At 35.3% G+C, this 22641-nt stretch carries 19 protein-coding genes and 1 other annotated feature; of the genes, 17 read left to right on the top strand and 2 right to left on the bottom strand.

The window, feature by feature from the left end; genetic code table 11:
- Positions 1 to 139: 139 nt before the first annotated feature.
- Positions 140 to 2473 (top strand): endopeptidase La, encoded by a 2334-nt coding sequence (lon, locus tag BMY57_RS03910; protein WP_091772724.1) that lies wholly within the window; start codon positions 140 to 142, stop codon positions 2471 to 2473.
- Positions 2474 to 2498: 25 nt separating this feature from the next.
- The gene (gene yihA / locus BMY57_RS03905) at positions 2499 to 3083 is read left to right on the top strand and encodes a ribosome biogenesis GTP-binding protein YihA/YsxC (protein ID WP_091772723.1); all 585 of its coding nucleotides are present in this window, start codon (positions 2499 to 2501) and stop codon (positions 3081 to 3083) included.
- Between the two features lie 184 nt (positions 3084 to 3267).
- Here the strand turns inward: yihA and BMY57_RS03900 are convergent, their stop codons facing one another.
- The gene (locus tag BMY57_RS03900) at positions 3268 to 3747 is read right to left on the bottom strand and encodes a LiaI-LiaF-like domain-containing protein (protein ID WP_091772722.1); all 480 of its coding nucleotides are present in this window, start codon (positions 3745 to 3747) and stop codon (positions 3268 to 3270) included.
- 196 nt (positions 3748 to 3943) lie between these two features.
- On the opposite strand from BMY57_RS03900, the gene hemA reads away from it, so the two are divergent.
- From hemA to BMY57_RS03865, 7 genes are all read left to right on the top strand, one after another.
- Complete coding sequence (gene hemA / locus BMY57_RS03895) at positions 3944 to 5314, top strand: glutamyl-tRNA reductase (protein WP_091772721.1); 1371 nt, start codon at positions 3944 to 3946, stop codon at positions 5312 to 5314.
- 15 nt (positions 5315 to 5329) lie between these two features.
- Complete coding sequence (locus BMY57_RS03890) at positions 5330 to 6157, top strand: cytochrome C assembly family protein (protein ID WP_091772720.1); 828 nt, start codon at positions 5330 to 5332, stop codon at positions 6155 to 6157.
- Positions 6158 to 6168: 11 nt separating this feature from the next.
- Entirely contained in the window at positions 6169 to 7101 is a 933-nt protein-coding gene (hemC, locus tag BMY57_RS03885; protein ID WP_091772719.1) for a hydroxymethylbilane synthase, read from the top strand.
- Positions 7101 to 7871 (top strand): uroporphyrinogen-III synthase, encoded by a 771-nt coding sequence (locus tag BMY57_RS03880; protein WP_091772718.1) that lies wholly within the window; start codon positions 7101 to 7103, stop codon positions 7869 to 7871. The genes hemC and BMY57_RS03880 overlap by 1 nt, the downstream gene beginning before the upstream one ends.
- A complete protein-coding gene (hemB, locus tag BMY57_RS03875; protein WP_091772717.1) occupies positions 7872 to 8849 on the top strand; it encodes a porphobilinogen synthase in 978 nt (325 codons plus the stop codon).
- Between the two features lie 15 nt (positions 8850 to 8864).
- Positions 8865 to 10151: a glutamate-1-semialdehyde 2,1-aminomutase gene (hemL, locus tag BMY57_RS03870; protein WP_091772716.1), complete on the top strand. Its 1287-nt coding sequence runs from the start codon at positions 8865 to 8867 to the stop codon at positions 10149 to 10151.
- 234 nt (positions 10152 to 10385) lie between these two features.
- Positions 10386 to 11684 carry a LysM peptidoglycan-binding domain-containing protein gene (locus BMY57_RS03865; RefSeq protein ID WP_091772715.1) on the top strand — a complete coding sequence of 433 codons (1299 nt, stop codon included), beginning with the start codon at positions 10386 to 10388 and terminating at the stop codon, positions 11682 to 11684.
- Position 11685: 1 nt separating this feature from the next.
- On the opposite strand, the gene BMY57_RS03860 is transcribed toward BMY57_RS03865, so the two are convergent.
- Positions 11686 to 11874 carry a YszA family small membrane protein gene (locus tag BMY57_RS03860; RefSeq protein ID WP_091772714.1) on the bottom strand — a complete coding sequence of 63 codons (189 nt, stop codon included), beginning with the start codon at positions 11872 to 11874 and terminating at the stop codon, positions 11686 to 11688.
- Between the two features lie 202 nt (positions 11875 to 12076).
- Positions 12077 to 12306 (top strand) — a binding site (T-box leader).
- A 51-nt stretch (positions 12307 to 12357) separates the two neighbouring features.
- Here BMY57_RS03860 and BMY57_RS03855 point away from each other — a divergent pair.
- The 8 genes from BMY57_RS03855 (at position 12358) to mreD (ending at position 22618) form a co-directional block, all read left to right on the top strand.
- On the top strand, positions 12358 to 15006 hold the full coding sequence (locus BMY57_RS03855) for a valine--tRNA ligase (RefSeq protein WP_091772713.1): 2649 nt from the start codon (positions 12358 to 12360) through the stop codon (positions 15004 to 15006).
- A gap of 54 nt (positions 15007 to 15060) precedes the next feature.
- A complete protein-coding gene (locus tag BMY57_RS03850) occupies positions 15061 to 16356 on the top strand; it encodes a bifunctional folylpolyglutamate synthase/dihydrofolate synthase (RefSeq protein ID WP_091772712.1) in 1296 nt (431 codons plus the stop codon).
- Positions 16357 to 16385: 29 nt separating this feature from the next.
- On the top strand, positions 16386 to 18104 hold the full coding sequence (locus tag BMY57_RS03845; RefSeq protein WP_091772711.1) for a sensor domain-containing diguanylate cyclase: 1719 nt from the start codon (positions 16386 to 16388) through the stop codon (positions 18102 to 18104).
- Positions 18105 to 18270: 166 nt separating this feature from the next.
- A complete protein-coding gene (locus BMY57_RS03840) occupies positions 18271 to 19122 on the top strand; it encodes an acetolactate synthase large subunit family protein (RefSeq protein WP_091772710.1) in 852 nt (283 codons plus the stop codon).
- A 148-nt stretch (positions 19123 to 19270) separates the two neighbouring features.
- Positions 19271 to 19960, top strand: a complete 690-nt coding sequence (gene radC / locus BMY57_RS03835; protein WP_091772709.1) for a RadC family protein — start codon at positions 19271 to 19273, stop codon at positions 19958 to 19960.
- A 202-nt stretch (positions 19961 to 20162) separates the two neighbouring features.
- Positions 20163 to 21197 (top strand): rod shape-determining protein, encoded by a 1035-nt coding sequence (locus tag BMY57_RS03830; protein ID WP_091772708.1) that lies wholly within the window; start codon positions 20163 to 20165, stop codon positions 21195 to 21197.
- A gap of 18 nt (positions 21198 to 21215) precedes the next feature.
- The gene (mreC, locus tag BMY57_RS03825) at positions 21216 to 22085 is read left to right on the top strand and encodes a rod shape-determining protein MreC (RefSeq protein ID WP_091772707.1); all 870 of its coding nucleotides are present in this window, start codon (positions 21216 to 21218) and stop codon (positions 22083 to 22085) included.
- Between the two features lie 2 nt (positions 22086 to 22087).
- Positions 22088 to 22618, top strand: a complete 531-nt coding sequence (gene mreD, locus BMY57_RS03820; RefSeq protein WP_091772706.1) for a rod shape-determining protein MreD — start codon at positions 22088 to 22090, stop codon at positions 22616 to 22618.
- The last annotated feature ends 23 nt before the right edge of the window (positions 22619 to 22641 follow it).

Genomic DNA, 22641 nt, shown 5'->3' with positions numbered 1-22641 from the left:
GGCGAGTTTATTTATTTTATATACTTCTCGATAACTTCGTATATACTAATAATGGTGTGCGATATACGTGTACAATAATTTACAAGCTTATCGGAATTCTATATGATTAAAGTACGGAAAATTATGGAGGTGTTCATCATTGGGAAACGATAAACAAACAGAAATCCCCCTCCTACCATTGCGTGGCGTTGTTGTTTATCCATCAATGGTTATGCATTTAGATGTAGGAAGAGATAAATCAGTTAATGCTTTAGAAGACGCTATGATGAAGGATCATCATATTATGTTAGCGACTCAACGTGATACATCTTTAGAAGACCCGTCTAAGGATGACTTATACCATACAGGTACGATTGCTCATATTAAACAAATGGTGAAATTACCAAATGGAACAAGTCGTATTTTAGTTGAGGGACTTAAGCGTGCTGAAGTCCAATCATTTCTTAAAGATGATGACTATTTTGTGGTTTCTTATGAAGAATTAGAAGAGGAACATGGAGAAGAAGTTGAAGAACAAGCCATGATGAGAATGCTCATTAATGACTTTTATGAATTTACTAAAATCTCTAAAAAGCTAAATCAAGAAACCTTTGATACAGTTAAAGACATTGATGAACCAGGTCGGTTAGCAGATATGATCAGTTCACATTTATCTTTAAAAATTCAACATAAGCAAAGGATTTTAGAAATTGTTTATGTTCCTGAACGTTTGGATTTTATCATTCAATTAATCAATAATGAAAAAGAAGTCCTAAGTATGGAGAAGAAAATTGGACAAAGAGTGAAACGTTCGATGGAACGTACACAACGCGAATACTACTTACGTGAACAACTTAAAGCTATTCAAAAAGAACTTGGTGAAAAAGATGGGAAAACAGGTGAAGTAGCCGAATTAAAAGAGAAAATTGATAATGCTGAAATGCCTGAACGTATAGAACACATCGCGTTAAAGGAATTAGATCGTTACGAGAAGGTACCACAAACGTCTGCTGAGAGCTCGGTCATTCGGAATTATATTGAATGGTTAGTATCGTTACCTTGGACTAAAGAAACAGAAGATAATTTAGATATATTAAGAGCGGAACGGATTTTAAATGAAGACCATTATGGGTTAGATAAAGTTAAAGAACGTGTGTTAGAGTATTTATCCGTTCAAAAACTAACGAATTCTTTAAAAGGGCCAATTTTATGTTTAGTCGGACCTCCAGGTGTAGGTAAAACATCTCTAGCGCGTTCTATTTCCCGAGCCATCAACCGTAATTTTGTGCGAGCTTCCCTTGGTGGTGTAAGAGATGAAGCTGAAATTAGAGGACATAGAAGAACATATGTCGGAGCTATGCCAGGTAGAATTATTCAAGGGATGAAAAAAGCGGAAACGATTAACCCGGTATTCTTACTGGATGAAATTGATAAAATGGCAAGTGACTTCCGTGGTGATCCATCCGCAGCTATGTTAGAAGTATTAGATCCAGAGCAAAACCACTCTTATAGTGATCATTTTATTGAAGAGCCTTATGACTTATCAAAAGTCATGTTTATTGCAACGGCCAACAATTTAGCAACCGTCCCAGGTCCATTACTGGATCGTATGGAAGTCATCACTATTGCGGGATATACGGAACTAGAGAAATTGCATATTTCTAAAGAGCATTTATTGCCGCGTCAACTTAAAGAAAACGGATTAACCAAAGGGCAATTACAAATTAGGGATGATGCCATTTTGAAATTAATTCGTATGTACACAAGAGAAGCTGGGGTACGTAATCTTGAGCGACAGTTTGCTTCAATTTGTCGTAAAGCGGCTAAAATCATTGTTTCAGATGAGCAGAAACGTGTAGTGGTGACAGAAAATCGTCTTGAAGATTTATTAGGTAAACCACGTTTTCGCTATGGTCAAGCTGAAGCGGATAATCAAATCGGAGCAGCAACGGGTCTTGCATATACGCAAGCTGGCGGTGATACATTATCTATTGAGATTTCGCTATTTAAAGGAACAGGTAAGTTAACCTTAACGGGTAAACTTGGTGACGTCATGAAAGAATCGGCTCAAGCCGCGTTCAGTTACATACGCTCACGAGCTGATGAATTAAAAATCGAACAAGATTTCCATGAAAAGTATGATGTTCACATTCACGTTCCAGAAGGAGCCACGCCAAAAGATGGACCGTCAGCAGGGATCACAATGGCGACAGCTTTAGTGTCAGCTTTAACAAACCGGCCAGTACGGAAGGAAGTTGGAATGACAGGAGAAATTACGCTACGAGGTCGTGTCTTACCTATCGGTGGATTAAAAGAAAAAGCCTTAAGTGCACACCGTGCCGGACTTAAAACGATAATCATTCCAGAAGAGAATAATAAAGATTTAGAAGATATTCCAGAGAGTGTACGTAAAGGTTTGAAGTTTATTAAGGTGAAACATTTAGATGAAGTATTAGAGCACGCTTTATTACCTGAAAAAGTATCGCAATCGTAAGCCTTAATGATAAGGAGAAATTAGTATGAAAGTGAATCAAGCTGAAATAGTGATCAGTGCTGTTAGTAAAAAACAATATCCAAACGATGGCTTTCCAGAAATTGCTCTGGCTGGTCGGTCGAATGTTGGTAAATCATCTTTTATCAATAAAATGATCCAACGAAAAAGTTTAGCAAGAACATCTTCTAAACCTGGGAAAACTCAAACGCTTAATTTTTATAAAATCAATGAGTCCTTTTTCTTTGTAGATGTGCCTGGTTATGGTTATGCTAAAGTATCTAAAAAAGAACGAGAAGCTTGGGGAAGAATGATGGAAGAGTATTTTCAGGAGCGTGAAACACTTAGAGCTACTGTCCTGTTAATTGATCTACGTCACCCACCTACAGAAGATGATATTATAATGTATGATTTCCTAAAGCACTTTGATATACCTGTGTTAGTGGTAGCGACCAAGCTAGATAAAGTCAAAAAAGCTAAGAGAGACAAACATATCAAAGTAGTTAGAGAAGCTCTAGATCTAGAGTCTGAAGATCATTTAGTTGCTTTTTCCGCTGAGACGGGAGAAGGTAAAGATCAAGCTTGGAGACATTTAAGTGAATTTATTTCTTAGATTCAGTATAAAAAAATTGTGATAACTTTAATAGAAGCCGAACTTTAGGCTGTTAATACCTAAGGTTCGGCTTCTTTCTTTTTTGTAGCTTCGTCAAAATCCTTTGTATTGCACAGGTACGATTTCAACTTCCTACCCTTATACTTTAAGAGTATTCGTAATTAATATTTGTTCTAAATATCACTTATTTTTTGAATAATAATATGCTTCCAATCAAAATGAGTAAAATGGGCCAAAACCTTTCTAATTGTACAAAAATATAATCAAACCATCTAAACCAATTCGGCATCGCGATCGAAGTAATCGCCATAAAAGAAATAATGATAAAAATAAGTCCTACTACCATGCCTTGGTTTGTTTTTTGAGATCTAAGTAAAAATGCAAACCCAATTATTAACGTATACATTCCCCAATGGTCAATCCATTGAACAGAATGAGTTAAGGCGTGGAAGTGAATGCCTAACCCTAAAAGTACAACTCCAGGGAAAATGCTGTCAGAAAGTTTTTGTGCATAACCATTGAATAAAAAGGCAATACCTAATATGATAAGGATTGTTGGCCAAGTATCGAAACGAGATAAAAACGGAATGGAATATTGCTGTAATAAGAAATAAATACCGATACCAATTAAAATAATTCCTAAAAACGATCGTTGTTGGTTCAATGATCTCCGCTCCCAAATTCAGTTTTCTTGATGGTTGAAAGACTGTGTGTTAAGCTACAATTAGTAAATAATAATAATTCTAATTTAATATTATCACAAATTTTCATATTATGTTCATGTTTTATAAGTAATAAAAACGTCATTATTGGTATACTAACATTATGAGATTTGTACGTACAGTTAAGGGGTGAAGGGTATGCATGTCATAGTAGTCAGCTTAAACTATCGGACAGCCCCAGTTGAAATCAGGGAAAAATTAGCCTTTAAAGAAGATCAAGTTGGCGATGCCATGGTGGCATTAAATAAGGAAAAGAGCATTTTAGAAAATGTTATTGTGTCAACTTGTAACCGAACGGAATTATATGTTGTAGCAGACCAGTTACATACTGGCCGTTATTATGTGAAGCGTTTTGTTTCAAATTGGTTTTCCGTCGATTTAGATGATGTGACTAAACATGTGGAAATCTACGAGGATAAAGATGCGATTCAACATTTATTCCGAGTATCAGCTGGACTAGACTCTATGGTTTTAGGCGAAACACAAATTCTTGGACAAGTTAAGGATGCATTTCAAATTGCTCAAAAGAAAGAAGCATCTGGCCTTATTTTTAATCAGTTATTTAAGCAAGCCATTACAGCTGCTAAACGAGGTCATCGTGATACGGATATAGGTGAGCATGCAGTATCTATTAGTTATGCAGCCGTCGAATTATCTAAAACCATTTTCGGACAGTTAAAAAATCAGCATGTTGTTATTCTAGGTGCTGGTAAAATGGGAGAATTAGCTGTTCAAAATTTACATGGTAGCGGGGTCGAAAAAATTACTGTTGTTAATAGAACTTATTCAAAAGCTGAAGAGTTGGCTGATCGCTTTAATGGTGAAGCTCAACCTTTAGAACAGTTTGAATCGGTATTAGCACATGCTGATATTTTGATTACTTCAGCTGGCTCAAATGATTTTGTGTTAAATAAAGACCAAATGGCGAACCTTTTGAAAAAGCGAAATGGTAAGCCGATATTTCTTGTAGATATTGCTGTTCCTCGTAATTTGGATCCAGCAATTGATGAACTAGATGATGTTTTCTTATACGATATTGATGATTTACAAGGCATTGTTGATCAAAACTTATCTGAACGACAAAAAGCGGCGGCAGAGATAGAAAAAATGATTGACGAAGAATTGAATGAGTTTGAAGAATGGTTAACGACTTTAGGTGTTGTGCCAATTATTTCTGCGTTACGAAAGAAAGCACTAACTATTCAAGAACAGACAATGGCTTCGATTGAGAGAAAAATGCCGAACCTGACAGATCGTGAGCGAAAGGTTTTAAACAAACATACCAAAAGTATTATTAACCAAATGTTAAAAGAACCAATCCTTCAAGCTAAAGAAATGGCTGGGGAAGAACATGCTGATGATATGCTTAAGTTATTTATCCGTGTATTTGGAATTGATGAAGAGGTACAAGAAGAATTAAAGCAACAAAGTCAAAAGCATCAAAGTCATGAAGAAGTTAGTCGTTCATTACCTTTAGCAGGTCTTATTCAAGCCATTCAACATCGTTAATAAGGGGAAGCTCATATGAGTGCCTTTGAAGGCTTAAGAATTTTTGAATTAATTGTCATTTTATATGGATTAAGTTTAATCATGTATTTCTATGATTTTGTTAAGCAAGACCGGAAGGCGAACCAATTAGCCTTCTGGTTACTTTTATTGGTTTGGATTTTACAGACCATTTTTTTATTTAGAGAGATTTATATGACTAGAACTTTGCCTATACTGAGTATTACAGAGGGACTTTATTTCTATGCCTGGCTTATTTTATTAGTATCGATCGTGGTGAATTATTTTTACAAAGTGGATTTTTTAGTTTTTGTCATTAATTTAATCGGCTTTATTATTATGCTAATTTTTTTAGTTTCCCATTTAAATAGCCAGGATACGACTTTTAGCACTCAGTTTATAGGAGAATTATTACTATTCCACATTGTATTAGCCTTTTTGTCCTATACGTTATTTACAATATCTTTTGCTTTTTCCGTATTATATTTATTACAATTTAAAATGTTGAAAGAAAAGAAGTGGGGCAGGACCTTAAAAAGGTTGGGTCGATTAGGCCAAATGGAAGAATTATCGTTCCTAATGATGATCATCTCCACACCTTTATTATTAATTTCTTTAATTTTAGGAGTTATATGGGCATATGTAGCGAATGATTTGTTTTATTGGATTGACCCTAAAACAATTGGTTCCTTTATTGTCATTATCATATATGGATTTATGATCTATCGAAAAGTTGTGAATAAAACTGTCGGTAAAGATATGGCAAATGCCAATACTATTGCATTTTCTATTCTATTTTTAAATTATTTCTTATTTTCATTTCTATCAAATTTTCACTTTAATTAGGAGGCTCAACGATGAGAAAAATCGTTATCGGTTCAAGGCGCAGTAACTTGGCTTTGACACAAACAGAATGGGTTATTGAACAATTAAAAAAACATACGAATGACTTTGAGTTTGAAGTCAAAAAAATCGTGACAAAAGGTGATAAAATTTTAGACGTCACGTTATCCAAGGTCGGAGGCAAGGGCTTATTTGTTAAAGAAATAGAACAAGCTATGTTTGATCATGAAATAGATATGGCCGTACATAGCATGAAGGATATGCCTTCCCAGTTACCGGACGGTCTTGAAATTGCATGTGTACCTGAACGTGAAGATCATCGGGATGCATTTATTTCTAATGATCATGTCAAACTGGATGATTTAAAAGAAGGGGCTATTATTGGGACAAGCAGTTTAAGAAGAGGAGCTCAACTTCTTGCATATCGACCTGATTTAAACATTCAATGGATTCGTGGAAACATTGAAACGAGATTAAGAAAGCTAAAAGAAGAAAATTTTGATGCGATTATTTTAGCGGCAGCTGGTTTAAAACGAATGGGATGGTCAACTGAGCTAATAACACAATATTTAGAGCCTGAAGTTTGCCTTCCGGCTGTTGGTCAAGGTGCGTTAGCCATTGAGTGCCGTGAAAGTGATGAAGAACTAAAACAACTTCTTGGTAAAATCAATCATGAATATACAGCTACAACTGTTGCGGCTGAGCGTAAATTTTTAAGTATGTTGGAAGGTAGTTGCTCAGTACCTATTGGTGCTTATGCCATTAGAGAAGGCGACATCATTACTTTAATTGGATTAGTATCTTCGTCTGATGGTAAGACAGTCCTTAAAACTCAGAAGTCATCCACGGATCCAATTCAAGCTGGTGAAGAAGTGGCGAAAGAATTAATACAACAAGGTGCTAAAGACTTAGTAGAGGAAGCTAAAAAAGAATTGGATGAAAGCTAATGTCTCATATAATGGGGAAAAAGATTTTTATATCTAGGGAAGAATCAAAGGCTCAGGACTTCATTGGCCCACTTGAAAGACATGGAGCTCAAATATTTGCGCAATCACTTATCACATTTGAATTAAGACATTCTAAATTACATGAGAATTTATTACGTCAGTTAAGCCAGTACGAATGGTTGGTTTTTACCAGTACGAATGGGGTTAAGTATTTTTTTGAGACTTTAAACTTATATGAGATTCCAAAAGACGAGATCTATCATTTAAAAATTGCCTCAGTAGGGTCCAAAACTCAAGAGTCATTAGAGCAAAATGGAATTAAGGTAGATTTTGTTCCAGAAATATTTGATGCTGAACATTTTAGTCAAGCGTTTATCACCGAAGCGAAACCATCTAACGTGTTGCTTGTGAAAGGAAATTTATCTCGTCAAGTCATTGACCGGAAATTAGATGAAGAGTTGATTTCTTATGAAACAATTACAGTATATAATACTGTTTTTAACGAACAAGCTCAAGATGACTTACAACATATTATGAAACACTCAATAGATGCATGGACATTTACGTCTCCTTCATCTATTGATGCTTTCATATATTTGCAAGATTCTTTTGAGGGCAGTTTAAGTAAACCTTGCTTTTGTATCGGGCACACAACACAACAAAAGGCAAAAGAAGTTGGTTTCACGGAGACTTATGTACCAAAGATATTTACGCTAGAAGGGTTAGCACATGAAGTCATTGATTTTTATTCAAGAAAAGGGGAGTCATAGATGAACGATTTAGGGTTTGACAGACATAGAAGACTTAGAAGATCAGCTAGTATGCGTGCATTAGTTAGGGAAACGCATTTACGTACAGAAGATTTAATTTACCCTATATTTGTTTTAGAAGAAGAGGGTCAGAAGAACGAGGTCCCATCAATGCCAGGAGTTTATCAAATTTCTTTAGATCGATTAGCTGAAGAAATGGATGAAGTGGTCGCCTTAGGAATTCGAGCCGTTTTATTATTTGGAATTCCAAAAGTAAAAGATGCGGTAGGGTCTGAGGCTTATAATGATGAAGGGATTATTCAACAAGCAACACGATTCATTAAAGAAAATTATCCGAACGTATTAGTTGTTGCAGATACATGTTTATGCGAGTATACCGATCATGGTCATTGCGGGGTTATTCATGATCATTTCGTTCATAATGATGAATCACTACCTTTACTCGTACAGACAGCTGTATCACAAGCAAAAGCTGGAGCTGACATCATAGCTCCGTCCAATATGATGGATGGGTTTGTAGCAGCGATTCGTCAAGGACTAGATGAAGCAGGGTTTGAAAATATACCTATTATGTCCTATGCGATTAAGTACGCATCGGCTTTCTATGGACCATTTAGAGATGCTGTTGGAAGTACTCCTCAATTCGGGGATAGAAAAACCTATCAGATGGATCCTGCCAATCGATTAGAAGCGCAACGAGAAGCAGAATCAGATATCATGGAAGGTGCTGATTTTCTAATCGTTAAGCCCGCTATGACTTACTTAGATATTATAAGAGAAGTTCGAGACCGTTTTAACTTACCAGTTGTAGCTTATAATGTGAGCGGTGAATTTTCTATGGTTAAAGCAGCAGCACAAAACGGTTGGATTGATGAACAACAGATCGTTTTAGAAAAATTAACCTCAATGAAACGTGCAGGTGCAGATTTAATTATTACTTACTTTGCAAAAGATGTAGCAAAATGGCTTCAACAATAAAAGGAGGTTATATTAATGGGTTATGATAAGTCTAAAGCTCTATTTAATGAGGCAGTTGATTTATTGCCAGGTGGTGTTAATTCGCCAGTGAGAGCCTTCAATTCAGTTAATATGGACCCTATTTATATGGAAGAAGGAAAAGGCTCTAAAATTTACGATGTCGATGGAAATGAATATATTGATTACGTATTGAGCTGGGGTCCATTAATTCTTGGTCATGCGAATGATCAAGTTGTTTCTAATCTAAAAAAGGTTTTAGAAAAGGGAACAAGCTTTGGGGCTAATGTTGAGTATGAAAATAAGTTAGCCAAATTAGTCATTGATCGTGTGCCATCAATTGAAATGGTACGTATGGTGAACTCTGGGACTGAGGCTACAATGAGCGCTTTACGACTAGCACGAGGTTATACTGGTCGTGATAAAATTCTTAAGTTTGAAGGGAACTACCATGGCCATGGAGATTCTCTATTAATTAAAGCAGGTTCGGGCGTTGCTACATTAGGTTTACCAGATAGTCCTGGGGTTCCATCCTCTATTGCTAAAAATACCATCACGGTACCTTACAATGATCAAGAAAGCGTTCAATATGCGTTTGAACAATATGGTAATGATATTGCGGCAGTTATTGTTGAGCCTGTTTCAGGTAATATGGGTGTTGTGCCTCCAGTTAATGATTTCTTAAGCTTCTTAAGAAAAGTAACAGAAGACCATGGATCTCTATTAATCTTTGATGAAGTTATGACTGGCTTCCGTGTAGGTTATCATTGTGCACAAGGCCATTTTGATGTAACACCTGACTTAACTTGTTTAGGTAAGGTTATTGGCGGTGGCTTACCTGTAGGGGCTTATGGTGGAAGACGTGAAATTATGGAACGTATTGCCCCAGCTGGGGATATTTATCAAGCTGGTACACTATCTGGAAATCCATTAGCGATGGCAGCAGGTTATGAAACATTAAGTCAATTAACAGAGCAATCTTATGACGAAATGAATAAGAAAGCAGACCGTCTAACGGAAGGATACCAGAAAGCGGCTGAAGCTAACGGGGTTCCACTAACAGTGAATCGTGCAGGCTCTATGATTGGTTTCTTCTTTACTAATGAAGAAGTCATCAATTTTGAAACAGCAAAATCTTCTGACTTAGAATGGTTCGCCGAATACTATCGTTTAATGGGTGAACAAGGTATTTTCTTACCACCTTCTCAGTTTGAAGGAATGTTTCTATCAACAGCTCACACGGATGATGATATTGAAAAAACAATTCAAGCAGCTGAGCAGGCTTTTAAATCGTATAACAAGTAGAATAAAAACTCGCAGCATTTGTGTTGCGAGTTTTTTATTGGAAAAATACTCATTAATTGATAAAAACAGATAATTTTTCCTCTTACAAAAATTGCTACATACACTGATTGAGAAGGACTCATCCCCATTAAATAAAGTAATCTCAATTTACTTTAATATCTTTGAAAAGTTCTTTTTATAAACAAGTTATCATATATCTAGTGGTAAAGGATATTTTTGTGAGGAGGATGAGTCGTGAATCAAAACGGAAATGAACCCTTTTTATTTGATTTACATGAAGCAATTGCATTTCGTCAAGGTGAAGAAATCGATGATTTGTACGGCATTTCCATTCAACCGGATGTTAATATAATAAAAGAATCCAACTACATCCAGTTGCGTGGGGTATTAATGGTGTCAGGTGATTATCAATCACTGCCTCGTGAAGAACCTATGTTTTATATGGATAATCAAGAAGATGAGGAAAACTATGTACAACAAGTCAAAGCGCTCGACAATGGTTTTACAACATTCCAGTATCCAATACCAGTTGATATTACGATCCCAGCAAGCAGAGTAAATCAAACAGGTGAACCAGATGTTGAAATTGAATATTTTGATTATGAATTACCTGAACCTAAAACGTTACACGTCTATGCCAAAATTCGTTTAGCAAATGTAGAGGTAGAGGATGAATATGAGTTAGAGCCTCAAGCAGAAGAAAGAAACGAAAGTAATGTTAATTCGGATTTTCAGTTGCAGGAAATACCAAGTTTTAATGATCATGAAGAACCTGAAGATACAGTAGATGAAGTACAGAGTGTAGAAGAAAATGAAAATAAAGAGAGTGATTCAAAAGGCCGTGAATTTTGGCAAAAGAAGCAATCGCAATCACTCAATGAATTCTTTAATAATAAAGAGAATAAAGCTAAAGCAAAAGAAAAACCAGAAGTAGCTGAAAATAAAGAAAAACCCGAGAACAAACAATATGAAAATGAAAAATATGAAAACGAATATCAAGCAGATTATGAAAATGTGGAACCAGTAAAAGAGAAAAAGAAAGAGAAGAAAGAAGAAGTCGAGCCAGTTAAAGAGAAAGAGAAAGAAGAAGTTAAACCAGTAGAGGAGAAGAAAGAGAAGAAAGAAAAGAAAGAAGAAGTTGAACCGGCAAAAGAGGAAAAGAAGAAAGAGAAGAAAAAAGATAAGAAGAAAGAAAAACCTTCATCTCCTGAAATTGTGGAACAAAAAAGTAAAAAAGATTATGATGAGAACGATGGTCAAGACGATTATGATGATCAAGATGGCTCAAAGAAACCTAAAAAGAAAATGTTTGGTCTAAACTATTTATCTCATTTCTTCCGTGACGGTGAAGAAGAGCAAGAAAAAGAAAAAGTGAGTGTGAAAATGCGGTTTGTACAAGAAAATGAGACGCTAGATTCTATTGCTGATTCCTATAAAGTGACCGTGTCACAATTAGAACGTCTCAATGGCCTAGAAGAAAATCAGGAAATAAAAGCTGGAGATGTTCTGTACGTTCCTTATAATAAATCATAAGTTAAATCCACTCTAAGTAAAAAGCAATATATAAACCAACTAATAAACCAGATAAGAACACATCAAGAGTTGTTGGGAATAATAATGTTTTCACCAGTTGGAAGACCATAATTGGGAGTGTACACTTCTCTATGACAAATATACAGTGTCTAGCCCATGGTGGTAATCTATAACGGTAGTATCTAGCCATTAGTCTCCTCCTCTCTATTACACGATATGACTCTTAGAGAGAAAGTGTTAATGATATATAATAAAAGTGTGGGCAATTGCCCCACTTTTTTTATGGATTTGAACGATAAGAATCGAAAATATTTAATCTAATGCCTATATTGCTTGAAATTCATTGACTAATTGTATAAAATACGTATACAATATTATCAAAATAATATAATCGAAAAATGCTGTAAGAGAGGAGTACAAGTTGGATTCTGACAGAGAGGGAAACACGTGCTGAAAGTTTCCTCAGTATGAAAACTTGGAAGGTCGCTCTGAAAATGCTGGTTCATTGAATTCAGTAGGTGAACCCGGGAAAACCGTTATGTTCATGAAGTGCACAAACTAAGAGCTTTATGATGTTTGTGAATGAAGGTGGTAACGCGAAATCAATCTTTTCGTCCTTTTATATAAGGATGGAAAGATTTTTTTATTTTATATAAATTTAGGAGGGACAATTATGGCAGATGAACAGATCACAATGGCTCCCAAGTATAACCCTCAAGAGGTTGAAAAAGACCGTTACAAGTTTTGGGTAGATGGAAAGTTTTTTGAAGCAAAAGATGATGAAAGTAAGGAACCGTTTACAGTCGTCATCCCACCACCAAACGTAACAGGACGTCTACACTTAGGTCATGCTTGGGATACAACATTACAAGATATTATTACTCGTTATAAACGTATGAGAGGCTATGACGTTTTATGGTTGCCTGGAATGGATCACGCAGGAATTGCTACTCAAGCAAAAGTAGAAGGTAAACTTAGAGAAGAAGGGATATCTCGTTATGATTTGGGACGTGAGAAATTCCTAGAGCGTGCATGGGACTGGAAAGAAGAGTATGCGTCATTCATACGTCAGCAATGGGAAAAATTAGGTTTAGGTTTAGATTATTCTAAGGAACGTTTTACATTAGATGAAGGCTTATCAGACGCTGTAAAAGAGGTTTTTGTTACTTTATATGAAAAAGATCTCATTTACCGTGGAGAATATATTATTAACTGGGACCCTAGTACTCAAACAGCATTATCTGATATTGAGGTCATCTATAAAGACGTTAAAGGTGCTTTCTATCACATGAGGTATCCTTTAAAAGATGGTTCAGGGCTTATTGAAATCGCGACGACTCGCCCTGAGACGATGTTAGGGGATACGGCGGTTGCTGTACATCCAGAAGATGAGCGTTACAAGCACCTTATTGGCAAAAAAGTCATTCTTCCGATTGTTGAACGTGAAATTGAGATTATAGCTGATGATTATGTAGACATGGAATTTGGTTCAGGGGCAGTAAAAATTACACCTGCACATGACCCAAATGATTTCGAAATCGGTAATCGTCATAATCTAGAGCGGATCTTAGTTATGAATGAAGACGGTTCGATGAATGAAAATGCTGGTAAGTATAAAGGCATGGATCGCTTCGAATGCCGTAAACAGATAGTGAAAGACTTACAAGAGGATGGCGTTTTATTTAAAATTGAAGAACATGAACATTCAGTTGGTCATTCTGAGCGTAGCGGAGCTGTTGTAGAGCCTTATTTATCTACGCAATGGTTTGTTAAAATGGAACCACTAGCTAAGCAAGCAGTTGAATTACAAAAAACTGATGATAAGGTTAATTTCGTTCCGGAACGTTTTGAAAACACTTATCTAAATTGGATGGAAAACATTCGTGATTGGTGTATTTCCCGTCAATTATGGTGGGGCCATAGAATTCCTGCATGGTACCATAAAGAGACTGGGGAAGTTTACGTTGGACGTGAAGAACCAGAAGACATCGAGAATTGGAGACAAGATGACGACGTATTAGATACGTGGTTCTCATCAGCATTATGGCCGTTTTCAACAATGGGTTGGCCAAATGAAAACAGTAAAGATTATCAACGATACTTCCCAACCGATGCTTTAGTGACTGGATATGATATTATTTTCTTCTGGGTAGCACGTATGGTCTTCCAATCTGTCGAATTTACAAATAGAAGACCATTTAAAGATGTGATTATGCATGGACTCGTTCGTGATGCCCAGGGACGTAAGATGAGTAAATCATTAGGTAATGGTGTTGATCCAATGGATGTTATTGATCAATATGGAGCAGATTCGTTACGTTATTTCTTATCTACTGGTTCATCCCCAGGCCAAGATTTGCGCTTCCATTGGGAGAAAGTTGAATCTACTTGGAACTTTGCGAATAAGATTTGGAATGCTTCACGTTTCGTACAGATGAACCTAGAAGGGTTTAAGTATGAAGATATTGATTTAACTAAGAAAAAATCATTAGCAGATGAGTGGATTCTAACTCGTTTAAATGAAACGATTGAAAACGTCACACGTAATATTGACCGTTATGACTTTGGTGAAGCGGGGCGCCATTTATATAACTTTATCTGGGATGAATTCTGTGACTGGTATATTGAAATGGCGAAACTACCACTTTATGGTGATGATGAAGAAGCTAAACAAACAACTCGTTCTATACTAGTTGTTACTCTAGATAGTATCTTACGTATGCTTCATCCATTTATGCCATTCATTACCGAGGAAATATGGCAGCACATCCCTCATGAAGGGGAATCAATCGTTACCAGCAGCTGGCCAGAAGTAAAGACAGAATATAATAATGAACAATCTGCGAAAGAAATGCAGCGATTAGTTTCCATTATCCGTTCTGTTCGTAATGTTCGAGCGGAAGTAGACACACCAATGTCTAAAGAGATTAAGATGATCATTAAAGCAAATGACGAATCTGTTGTTAGAGAATTAGAAAAGAATCAAATTTATCTTGAGCGTTTCTGTAACCCTGAGACACTCACGATTGCAACTGAAGTTCAAATTCCAGAACAAGCTAAAAGTGCAGTTGTAACAGGCGCAGAAATATTCTTCCCTCTTGAAGGGCTCATTGACATTGAATCAGAAATTGAAAGACTTAAAAAGGAACTGGATAAATGGAATCAAGAAGTTGAACGTGTTCAGAAGAAATTGTCTAATGAAAACTTCGTAAATAAAGCTCCTGATCATGTTGTACAAGAAGAACGTGATAAGGAAAAAGATTATTTGGAAAAACAACGTCTTGTTCAAGAACGATTAAGAGAGTTAGAAGAAGTTTTATAAAATATTAAAATTGCCTGCTCTTGAGCAGGCAATTTATTATATGGGGGTGTTTACATGAATGAAAAGCAAGCCATTGATTGGTTAAAAGATCAGCTAAGATACGGAATAAAGCCAGGTTTAGAACGAGTAGAACTATTACTTGATAAAATGGGACGCCCTGAAAAAAACTTAAAAATTATTCATATTGCAGGTACGAACGGTAAAGGCTCAACTTTATCATTTTTGAAAAACATGATTGAAAATCACGGTTATTCAGTTGGAACATTTACCTCACCATATATTGAAGTGTTTAATGAAAGAATCAGTATTAATGGTCAGTCTATACCTGGAGAACAACTAGTACACTACGTTGAGTTAGTCAAACCTCTTTGTGATGAGATTGGTTTAACAAAATACGGAAGACCAACAGAGTTTGAAATTGTGACTTGTATAGCTTTAAAGTATTTTCAAGATCAGAAAGTGGATTATGCAATTTTTGAAGCAGGTCTTGGTGGGAGAATGGATTCAACGAATATTATATCACCTATTTTATCTATTATTACTATGATTGGTTTAGATCATAAGGAGATGTTAGGGGATACGTTAGAAGAAATTGCTTACGAAAAAGCTGGAATCATAAAACCCTTCATACCTATTATTACAAACGAACAAAAACCTAATCCTTATCATGTTATTCAGCATAAAGCGGAACTCAATCAAAGTCCTATCCATCATCTTAAAGAAGACTTTGATTATGAATGGATGGATTCATTATCTAACGGAGAAGTGTTTAAATTTAAATCAAATGACCTCAACATTGATCGCCTCACACTTAAGATGAGTGGAAAGCATCAAATTGAGAACGCGACTTTAGCTATATATTCTTTTAAAAAGTTAAGTGACATAGAAGGATTTTCATTTTCAATAGAGAAAATAATAACAAGCATAGAACATACGACCTGGGTCGGAAGGTTTGAATTTGTGAATCATCATCCAACTATTGTATTAGATGGAGCACATAATTTGGAAGCGGTAGAACAGTTGATTGAAACAATTAACAGTCGATTTGATCCCAAAAACGTACATTTATTAATCTCCATTATTCAAGATAAGCCAATCGATTTGATGTTAGAGGCTTTTAGAAAGCATTATAACGAGATTACATTGACGCCATTTAACTTCAAAAAAAGTTATAGTAAAAAAGAACTATTACAAAAGTTTCATAAATGTGGTATTATAGTAACAGAAAATTGGAAATATGCTGTTAATGAATTTAGGTTACAACAAGAGACTGATCAAATTTTAGTCATAACAGGATCTTTATATTTTGTTTCTGAAGTTCGGAACTTTTTGATGAAAGAAAATGGTTAACTATTTCTGTAGAATGAAGGGGTTTGCTTATGGCGAAATCAAAGGTTGTAACGTTATGGGTTATTTGGTTAATCGCTTTTCCGTCTCTTGTCACTTACTCGTATCTTGAATTCAAACCAAATTTTTCGGAATATTGGCTTGATTTATTAGCCTTTGCAATCGTGATTAGTGCGGTTGCGGTATTTCCAATTAAAGTAGGAAATATTACAGTGTTTTTTAGTAATGGTATTAGTCTAGCTGCCTTTTTATATTTCGGGTTATTTGTGGAGTTGATTTTAACTCAGATCTCTTTAGTCGTATTATTTGTTAAATTAAATCTCAAAAAAGACGACTCCTACCGAATCCCAACTAATTCAACCATGTTTTTACTAACGTCTGTTATATCGGCAGGTTTGTATTATGCCTTAGGTGGAACCCATGGTGCATTAGCTATTAATTCAATGGAAGAAATCATCCCTCTAGCAGGCTACATTATTGGGGTCATCCTAGTCAATCAAGTATGTTTATCCGTTATTCAGTGGTTTGTTCACGGAGAAGAATTGTTCGCATATCCTAAGAGTTTGTTAATAGATTCTGGTGTAACATTTTTAGCTTTCCCATTAGGATTAGTATTATATTTAATGTATCTACAAATTGAGGCTATTGCTGTATTTTTTGTTGGTATTCCTTTTATTCTGCTATCGATTGTATTTTCTTATTACCACAACACACAAAGAATTAATAAATACTTACATACAACTAGTGAAATTGGGCATGAACTATCTAAAAGTTTAAATGTCAAAAGTGTGCTAGATACATTTTTAGATGAGGTCAAACGTTTGATTCCTGCTTCTAATATATATGTATTTGATATTTCTAATGAAAATAGAATGATGAAATTAATTCGGCATATGGATGATCAAGGAAATCAAGTGAAGAAGAAACTTAAGCTTCATCAGGGTGAAGGATTTGCGGGAATAGTCTATGAACGAGAAGAAAGTATTATGTTAATGGGGAAGAAAGACATTAATGAACTCATGCCGCATGAATTGCCTGGAGGTACAAATAGTGTTATGGGGGTACCAATTCAAAGAAATAATAAAGTAGTAGGTATATTAACTGTGGCTTCGTATGAAATTAATGCTTACGAAAAATATCATTTAATGTTGCTTGAGATATTAGCTAATTTCTTATCTGTCGCAATTGAAAATGCACGCCATTACGAGTCCGCAAAAACTAAGAGTCAGCGAGATCAGTTAACGAATTTATACAATTATCGTTATTTTATTGAATACATTGATGAATACGCTAAAGACTTAGAGGCGAAAGGCATCGATGAAAGCTTATCCGTCATCATCCTTGACCTAGATTCATTTAAAGCAATAAATGATCAATACGGTCATGAATCCGGCAATGAAGTACTGGTTGAGTTATCAAACCGTTTAGTACGATTATTCGGTCATTATGGTGTGATTGCACGGTATGGTGGAGAAGAGTTTACAGTATTAATAAAAGGGATGTCACATGATGATGTTGTCCAAGTAGCGGAAGAGATTAGATATGCTATTGCCAGCGAACCATTTATTCTATACAAGGCAATAGACGGAGATGTTGAAGTGCAAGAAATTAAGGTGACTGCAAGTATTGGAGTGGCTACTTACCCGGAACAATGTGAAACCCCACAGGAATTGATTCGTAATGCAGACCGCTCTATGTATGTCGGGGCTAAACGTAACGGAAAAAATAAGGTTGCTTCTCTAACTTTATAAATAAACTCTTTTAATAATGAATAAACCCTAATTTAGAGGAATATCGTCTCTAATAGGGTTTTTCTTTTTATCCAAAAAAAATGTCGAAGTTATATGACAAGTTTTGGCTTATTTTTTATCTTATCTATGCTATCCTCATAACATCTTAGAGTAAGGTGGTATGAAAATGGACGAGCAAAAGAAAGTTAGAGTAACCATGAACCAATACCCCCAACACGAAAAAAAACATGATTTAGAACATTATTTAACGCCAAAAAAATCAAACCCTAAGTCATCGTTCTTAACTTTTAATGGTCGTACCATGTTGGCTAAGATGGTCAAGCCAATACTATTAGCTGTATTTTTAGGAGTTATTTTTGGAGCGGGTTTGATTTATTATTTTTCGGATTTATCACCTGATGCTGTCCCAGTGACAACAGTTGATCAAGATGATGAAGAATCAAATGAACAGCAATCTAGTGGAGAAGGTGAAGAAAATGGTGAAGCTTTTTCTAAACCTAGCACAGAATATGAAGTGATCCAATTTGGATTATTTTCTTCACAGGAAAATGCGGATGAATTAGTTCAGGATAAATTAAAGCCAAATTCAATCCCTGCTATTGTTCAAGAAGATGGTGGACAATATTATGTCATTAGCCATCTAGTTTCGGAGGAAGCTGAAAAAAGTTCTGTAACCGATTGGTTAGAGTCCACAGGTTTAGTTTATATGGAGGACTTCTTTTATAAATCCTGGGGTTTTGATCGTGTTAGTTTAAATGTTGAGGGTGAACCATTAAATTGGTTAAACGAAGGATTGTCCATTATTGAAAGTGGTGAAAGTCAAAATGATGAAACATGGCGTAATGAATTAGAAAGTTGGTTAAGCAAACGTCCGAGTCAATATGAGGAAGCCTCTAGATTAAATCAAGTCAATAATTTATTAGGAGAACTATCTAATGAGGAAGACGATGCACAATCTGACTTTATACAACATACCATTCTTCTTAATTTACATCTATTTTATACAAATTTATCATAATTTAAATTTCTCCATTAATATAAGATAAATTAATCATTTTTAAAGAGAAAACACGATTTCTACTAATTAGAAATCGTGTTTTTCTATGTTTTGTGACAAACAATTTAATTGACTATTATTTAGGTTAGAAAAAGAAAGGAGATTTTATATGTCAATTGATACCATTTTTATTAAAGATGTACCAAAGGATGATCGGCCTCGTGAGCGATTAATCCAAGTAGGACCACAAGCGTTATCTAACCAAGAGTTAATAGCCATCCTAATCGGCAGTGGTACAAAGGGTACATCTGCATTATCTCTCTCTACAAGAATACTCGTACATTTTGAAGGTCTGTCATTATTAAGAGATGCTACCATTAATGAATTAACGTCTATAAAAGGAATTGGAGATGCTAAAGCTGTACAACTTATTGCAGCCATTGAATTAGGGAAAAGACTTCACAGTTTCAAAACAGGCGATCGATATACGATTCGTAGCCCAGAAGATGGCGCGAATTTCTTAATGGAAGAAATGAGGAACTTAAAACAAGAGCATTTTGTTGCTCTTTATTTAGATACGAAAAATCAAGTTATTCATCGTCAAACGATTTTTATCGGGAGTTTAAATTCATCAATCGTACATCCACGTGAAGTGTTTAAAGAAGCCATTAAACGATCAGCAGCTTCTGTTATTTGTGCCCACAATCACCCATCCGGAGACCCTTCTCCTTCCAATGAAGATGTCCATGTTACAAAAAGGTTATATGAATCAGGAAAAGTACTGGGGATTGAATTGCTTGATCATATCGTCATAGGGGATCAAAAATTTATATCTATGAAAGAAAAAGGGTATTTATAGTTCTATAAATTTAGTTATAATATCTCACATTTTTGCTTCTCTTAACTCTATCTATTTTTATTTTTTTTTCGTATAATAAAATAGAGAATTATAAAGAGCGCCAACTATATATTTTGGACAATATGGTGGCGCTTATTCATGTTTTGTAAAGCCATTACATATTTTTAAGTAACAAATGAAGACATCGGAGAGGGAGATTGTAATGGGCTCATCTTTATTCAGTCGTGATTTCGGCATTGATTTAGGAACTGCAAATACGTTAGTATTTGTAAAAGGTAAAGGGATTGTTTTACGAGACCCATCCGTTGTAGCTATTAATAATCAAACGGGTGAGATTACAGCAGTTGGTAGCGAAGCAAAAAGCATGATTGGTAAAACACCAGAATCTTTGTCTATTATTAGACCGATGAGAGATGGTGTTATTGCTGATTATGATACAACCTCATCGATGATGAATTACTATATCGGAAAAGTTCACAATAAATCCTGGCTAGGTAAACCAAATGTCATGGTTTGTGTCCCATCAGGAATTACAATGGTTGAAGAGCGTGCAGTGGTAGATGCTACTAAACAAGCAGGAGCAAAACATGTTTATCCGATATCAGAACCCTTTGCGGCTGCTATTGGTGCAGGGTTAAGTGTTTGGGAACCAACTGGAAATATGGTCGTAGATATCGGCGGTGGTACAACAGAGGTTGCAATTATTTCCCTTGGAGGAATTGTAACAAGTAAATCAATCCGGATCGCAGGAGATGAAATTGACGAGCAAATTTTATATTATGTAAGAAAACAAAAAGATTTAATAATTGGAGAATCAACAGCTGAGCAAATTAAAGTAGAGCTAGGGTCTGCGATTAAAACTGATGATGAACGTAGTATGGAAATACGAGGCCGTGATGCGGTATTTGGACTTCCCAAAACGGAAACTATTACGAGTTCTGAAGTTGTCGATGCTATATCTGATACAATTGAGGACATGATTCATGCAGTTGTAGAAACCTTGGAAAACGCTCCACCTGAATTATCGGCTGATATAATGGATAGAGGAATTGTTCTAACTGGTGGAGGAGCTATGTTACGCAATTTAGATGAAGCGATTAAACAACAAACGAAAATACCAGTGTTTGTAGCCGATCAACCATTAGATTGTGTTGCAATCGGTACAGGTAAATCGTTGGATCACATAGAACATTTTAAAAATTCTCCAACCATCGCAAGACGAAACATACTTAATTAAGAGTAGGTGCTACAGTTTATGCCTTCATTTTTAAGAAAAAGAAAACTAATCGTACTATTCACTAGTATTATTATCGTTGTTACGATTATAGGATATTCAATCAGAGCAGATGAACAATCGAATATAGGAGTACAGTTTATTTCAGATACTGTTGGCTTTTTTCAAAATATTGTTTATCAACCAGTAAATTATGTTATTGGTTTTTTTGATAACGTAGACGATATACGTAATGTATATAAGCAAAATGAAGTATTAAAAGAGGAATTACAAGATTATAAATCATTAGCTTTTCAAGTTAACGAATTAGAGAAAGAAAATGAAGAATTACGTTCGTTAATAGAGATGGATGAAGCTATAAGTGACTATACTCCAATTAAAGCGACAGTCATTTCTAGAAGTCCAGAACAATGGTTTGATCAAGTTAAAATTAATAGAGGTCGAATGCATGGAGTCGAACCGAATATGGCGGTCACAACAGCAAGTGGAATGGTTGGAAAAGTCATCGGTGCTTCCCAGATGACATCAACTGTCCAGCTATTAACGGGATTTGATGTAGATAATCGAATCTCAGCAGTCGTTGATGGTGATGATGATATATTTGGTTTAGTAGAAGGGTACGATGATGAAACTGATACGCTTTTATTTAGAGAGATGACGGATAGTGGACAACTTGAAGTTGGACAAACAATCGTTAGCTCTGGAATGGGAGGAGTATTCCCTAGAGGGTTGTTGATTGGAGAAGTTTCATCTGTTGAATTAGATCAGTATGGATTAACGAAAATTGCACATATTGAACCGGCGGCAGATTTATTAGATATCAATCATGTTATGGTCATTGATCGTGATATTTATTCACCGGTTCTAGAAAATGAAGAAGAGGAGGAGTAATATTGAGATTCCTCTATCTTCCTTTAACTTTATTAATTTTATTAGTATTAGAAAGTGTTGCGGTTCGGTTTATTCCAAAATCAATAACCATATCTGATTTAATTTATATTCCGCATTGGATTTTAGTATTTTCATTACTTATTCTTTTATTTTATGATCGAAATCACACATATCACGGGATTATAAATGGCGTTATTTTTGGAGCGTTATTTGAGCTAGTTTATACAGATTTAGTGGGTGTCTATTTACTAGCCTATGGAATAGCTTTATATTTAGTCCATTTATTAACTAAAGTGTTGCAGCAAAATTTTGCTGTCAGTTTTTTATTGGTGACATTGAGCATTGTTGTGGCCGAGTTTATATTGTATTTCATATATTCATTAGTTGGACAAGTTGATATGACTGTTAATCAATTCGTTCAGTTAAGATTAATCCCTACAACATTAAGTAATATATTATTCTTATTAATTATTTATCCATTTTTCGCAAAACGTTTAACAAAATGGCAGGAAGAAGACCAACAAATCAAGTAATTATTAATGGTGGAACAAAAATT

Source organism: Piscibacillus halophilus (assembly GCF_900110685.1).
Lineage (GTDB): Bacteria > Bacillota > Bacilli > Bacillales > Alkalibacillaceae > Piscibacillus > Piscibacillus halophilus.
The sequence above is the reverse complement of the archived record's forward strand: the minus strand, read 5'-3'. Positions and strand labels throughout refer to the sequence as shown.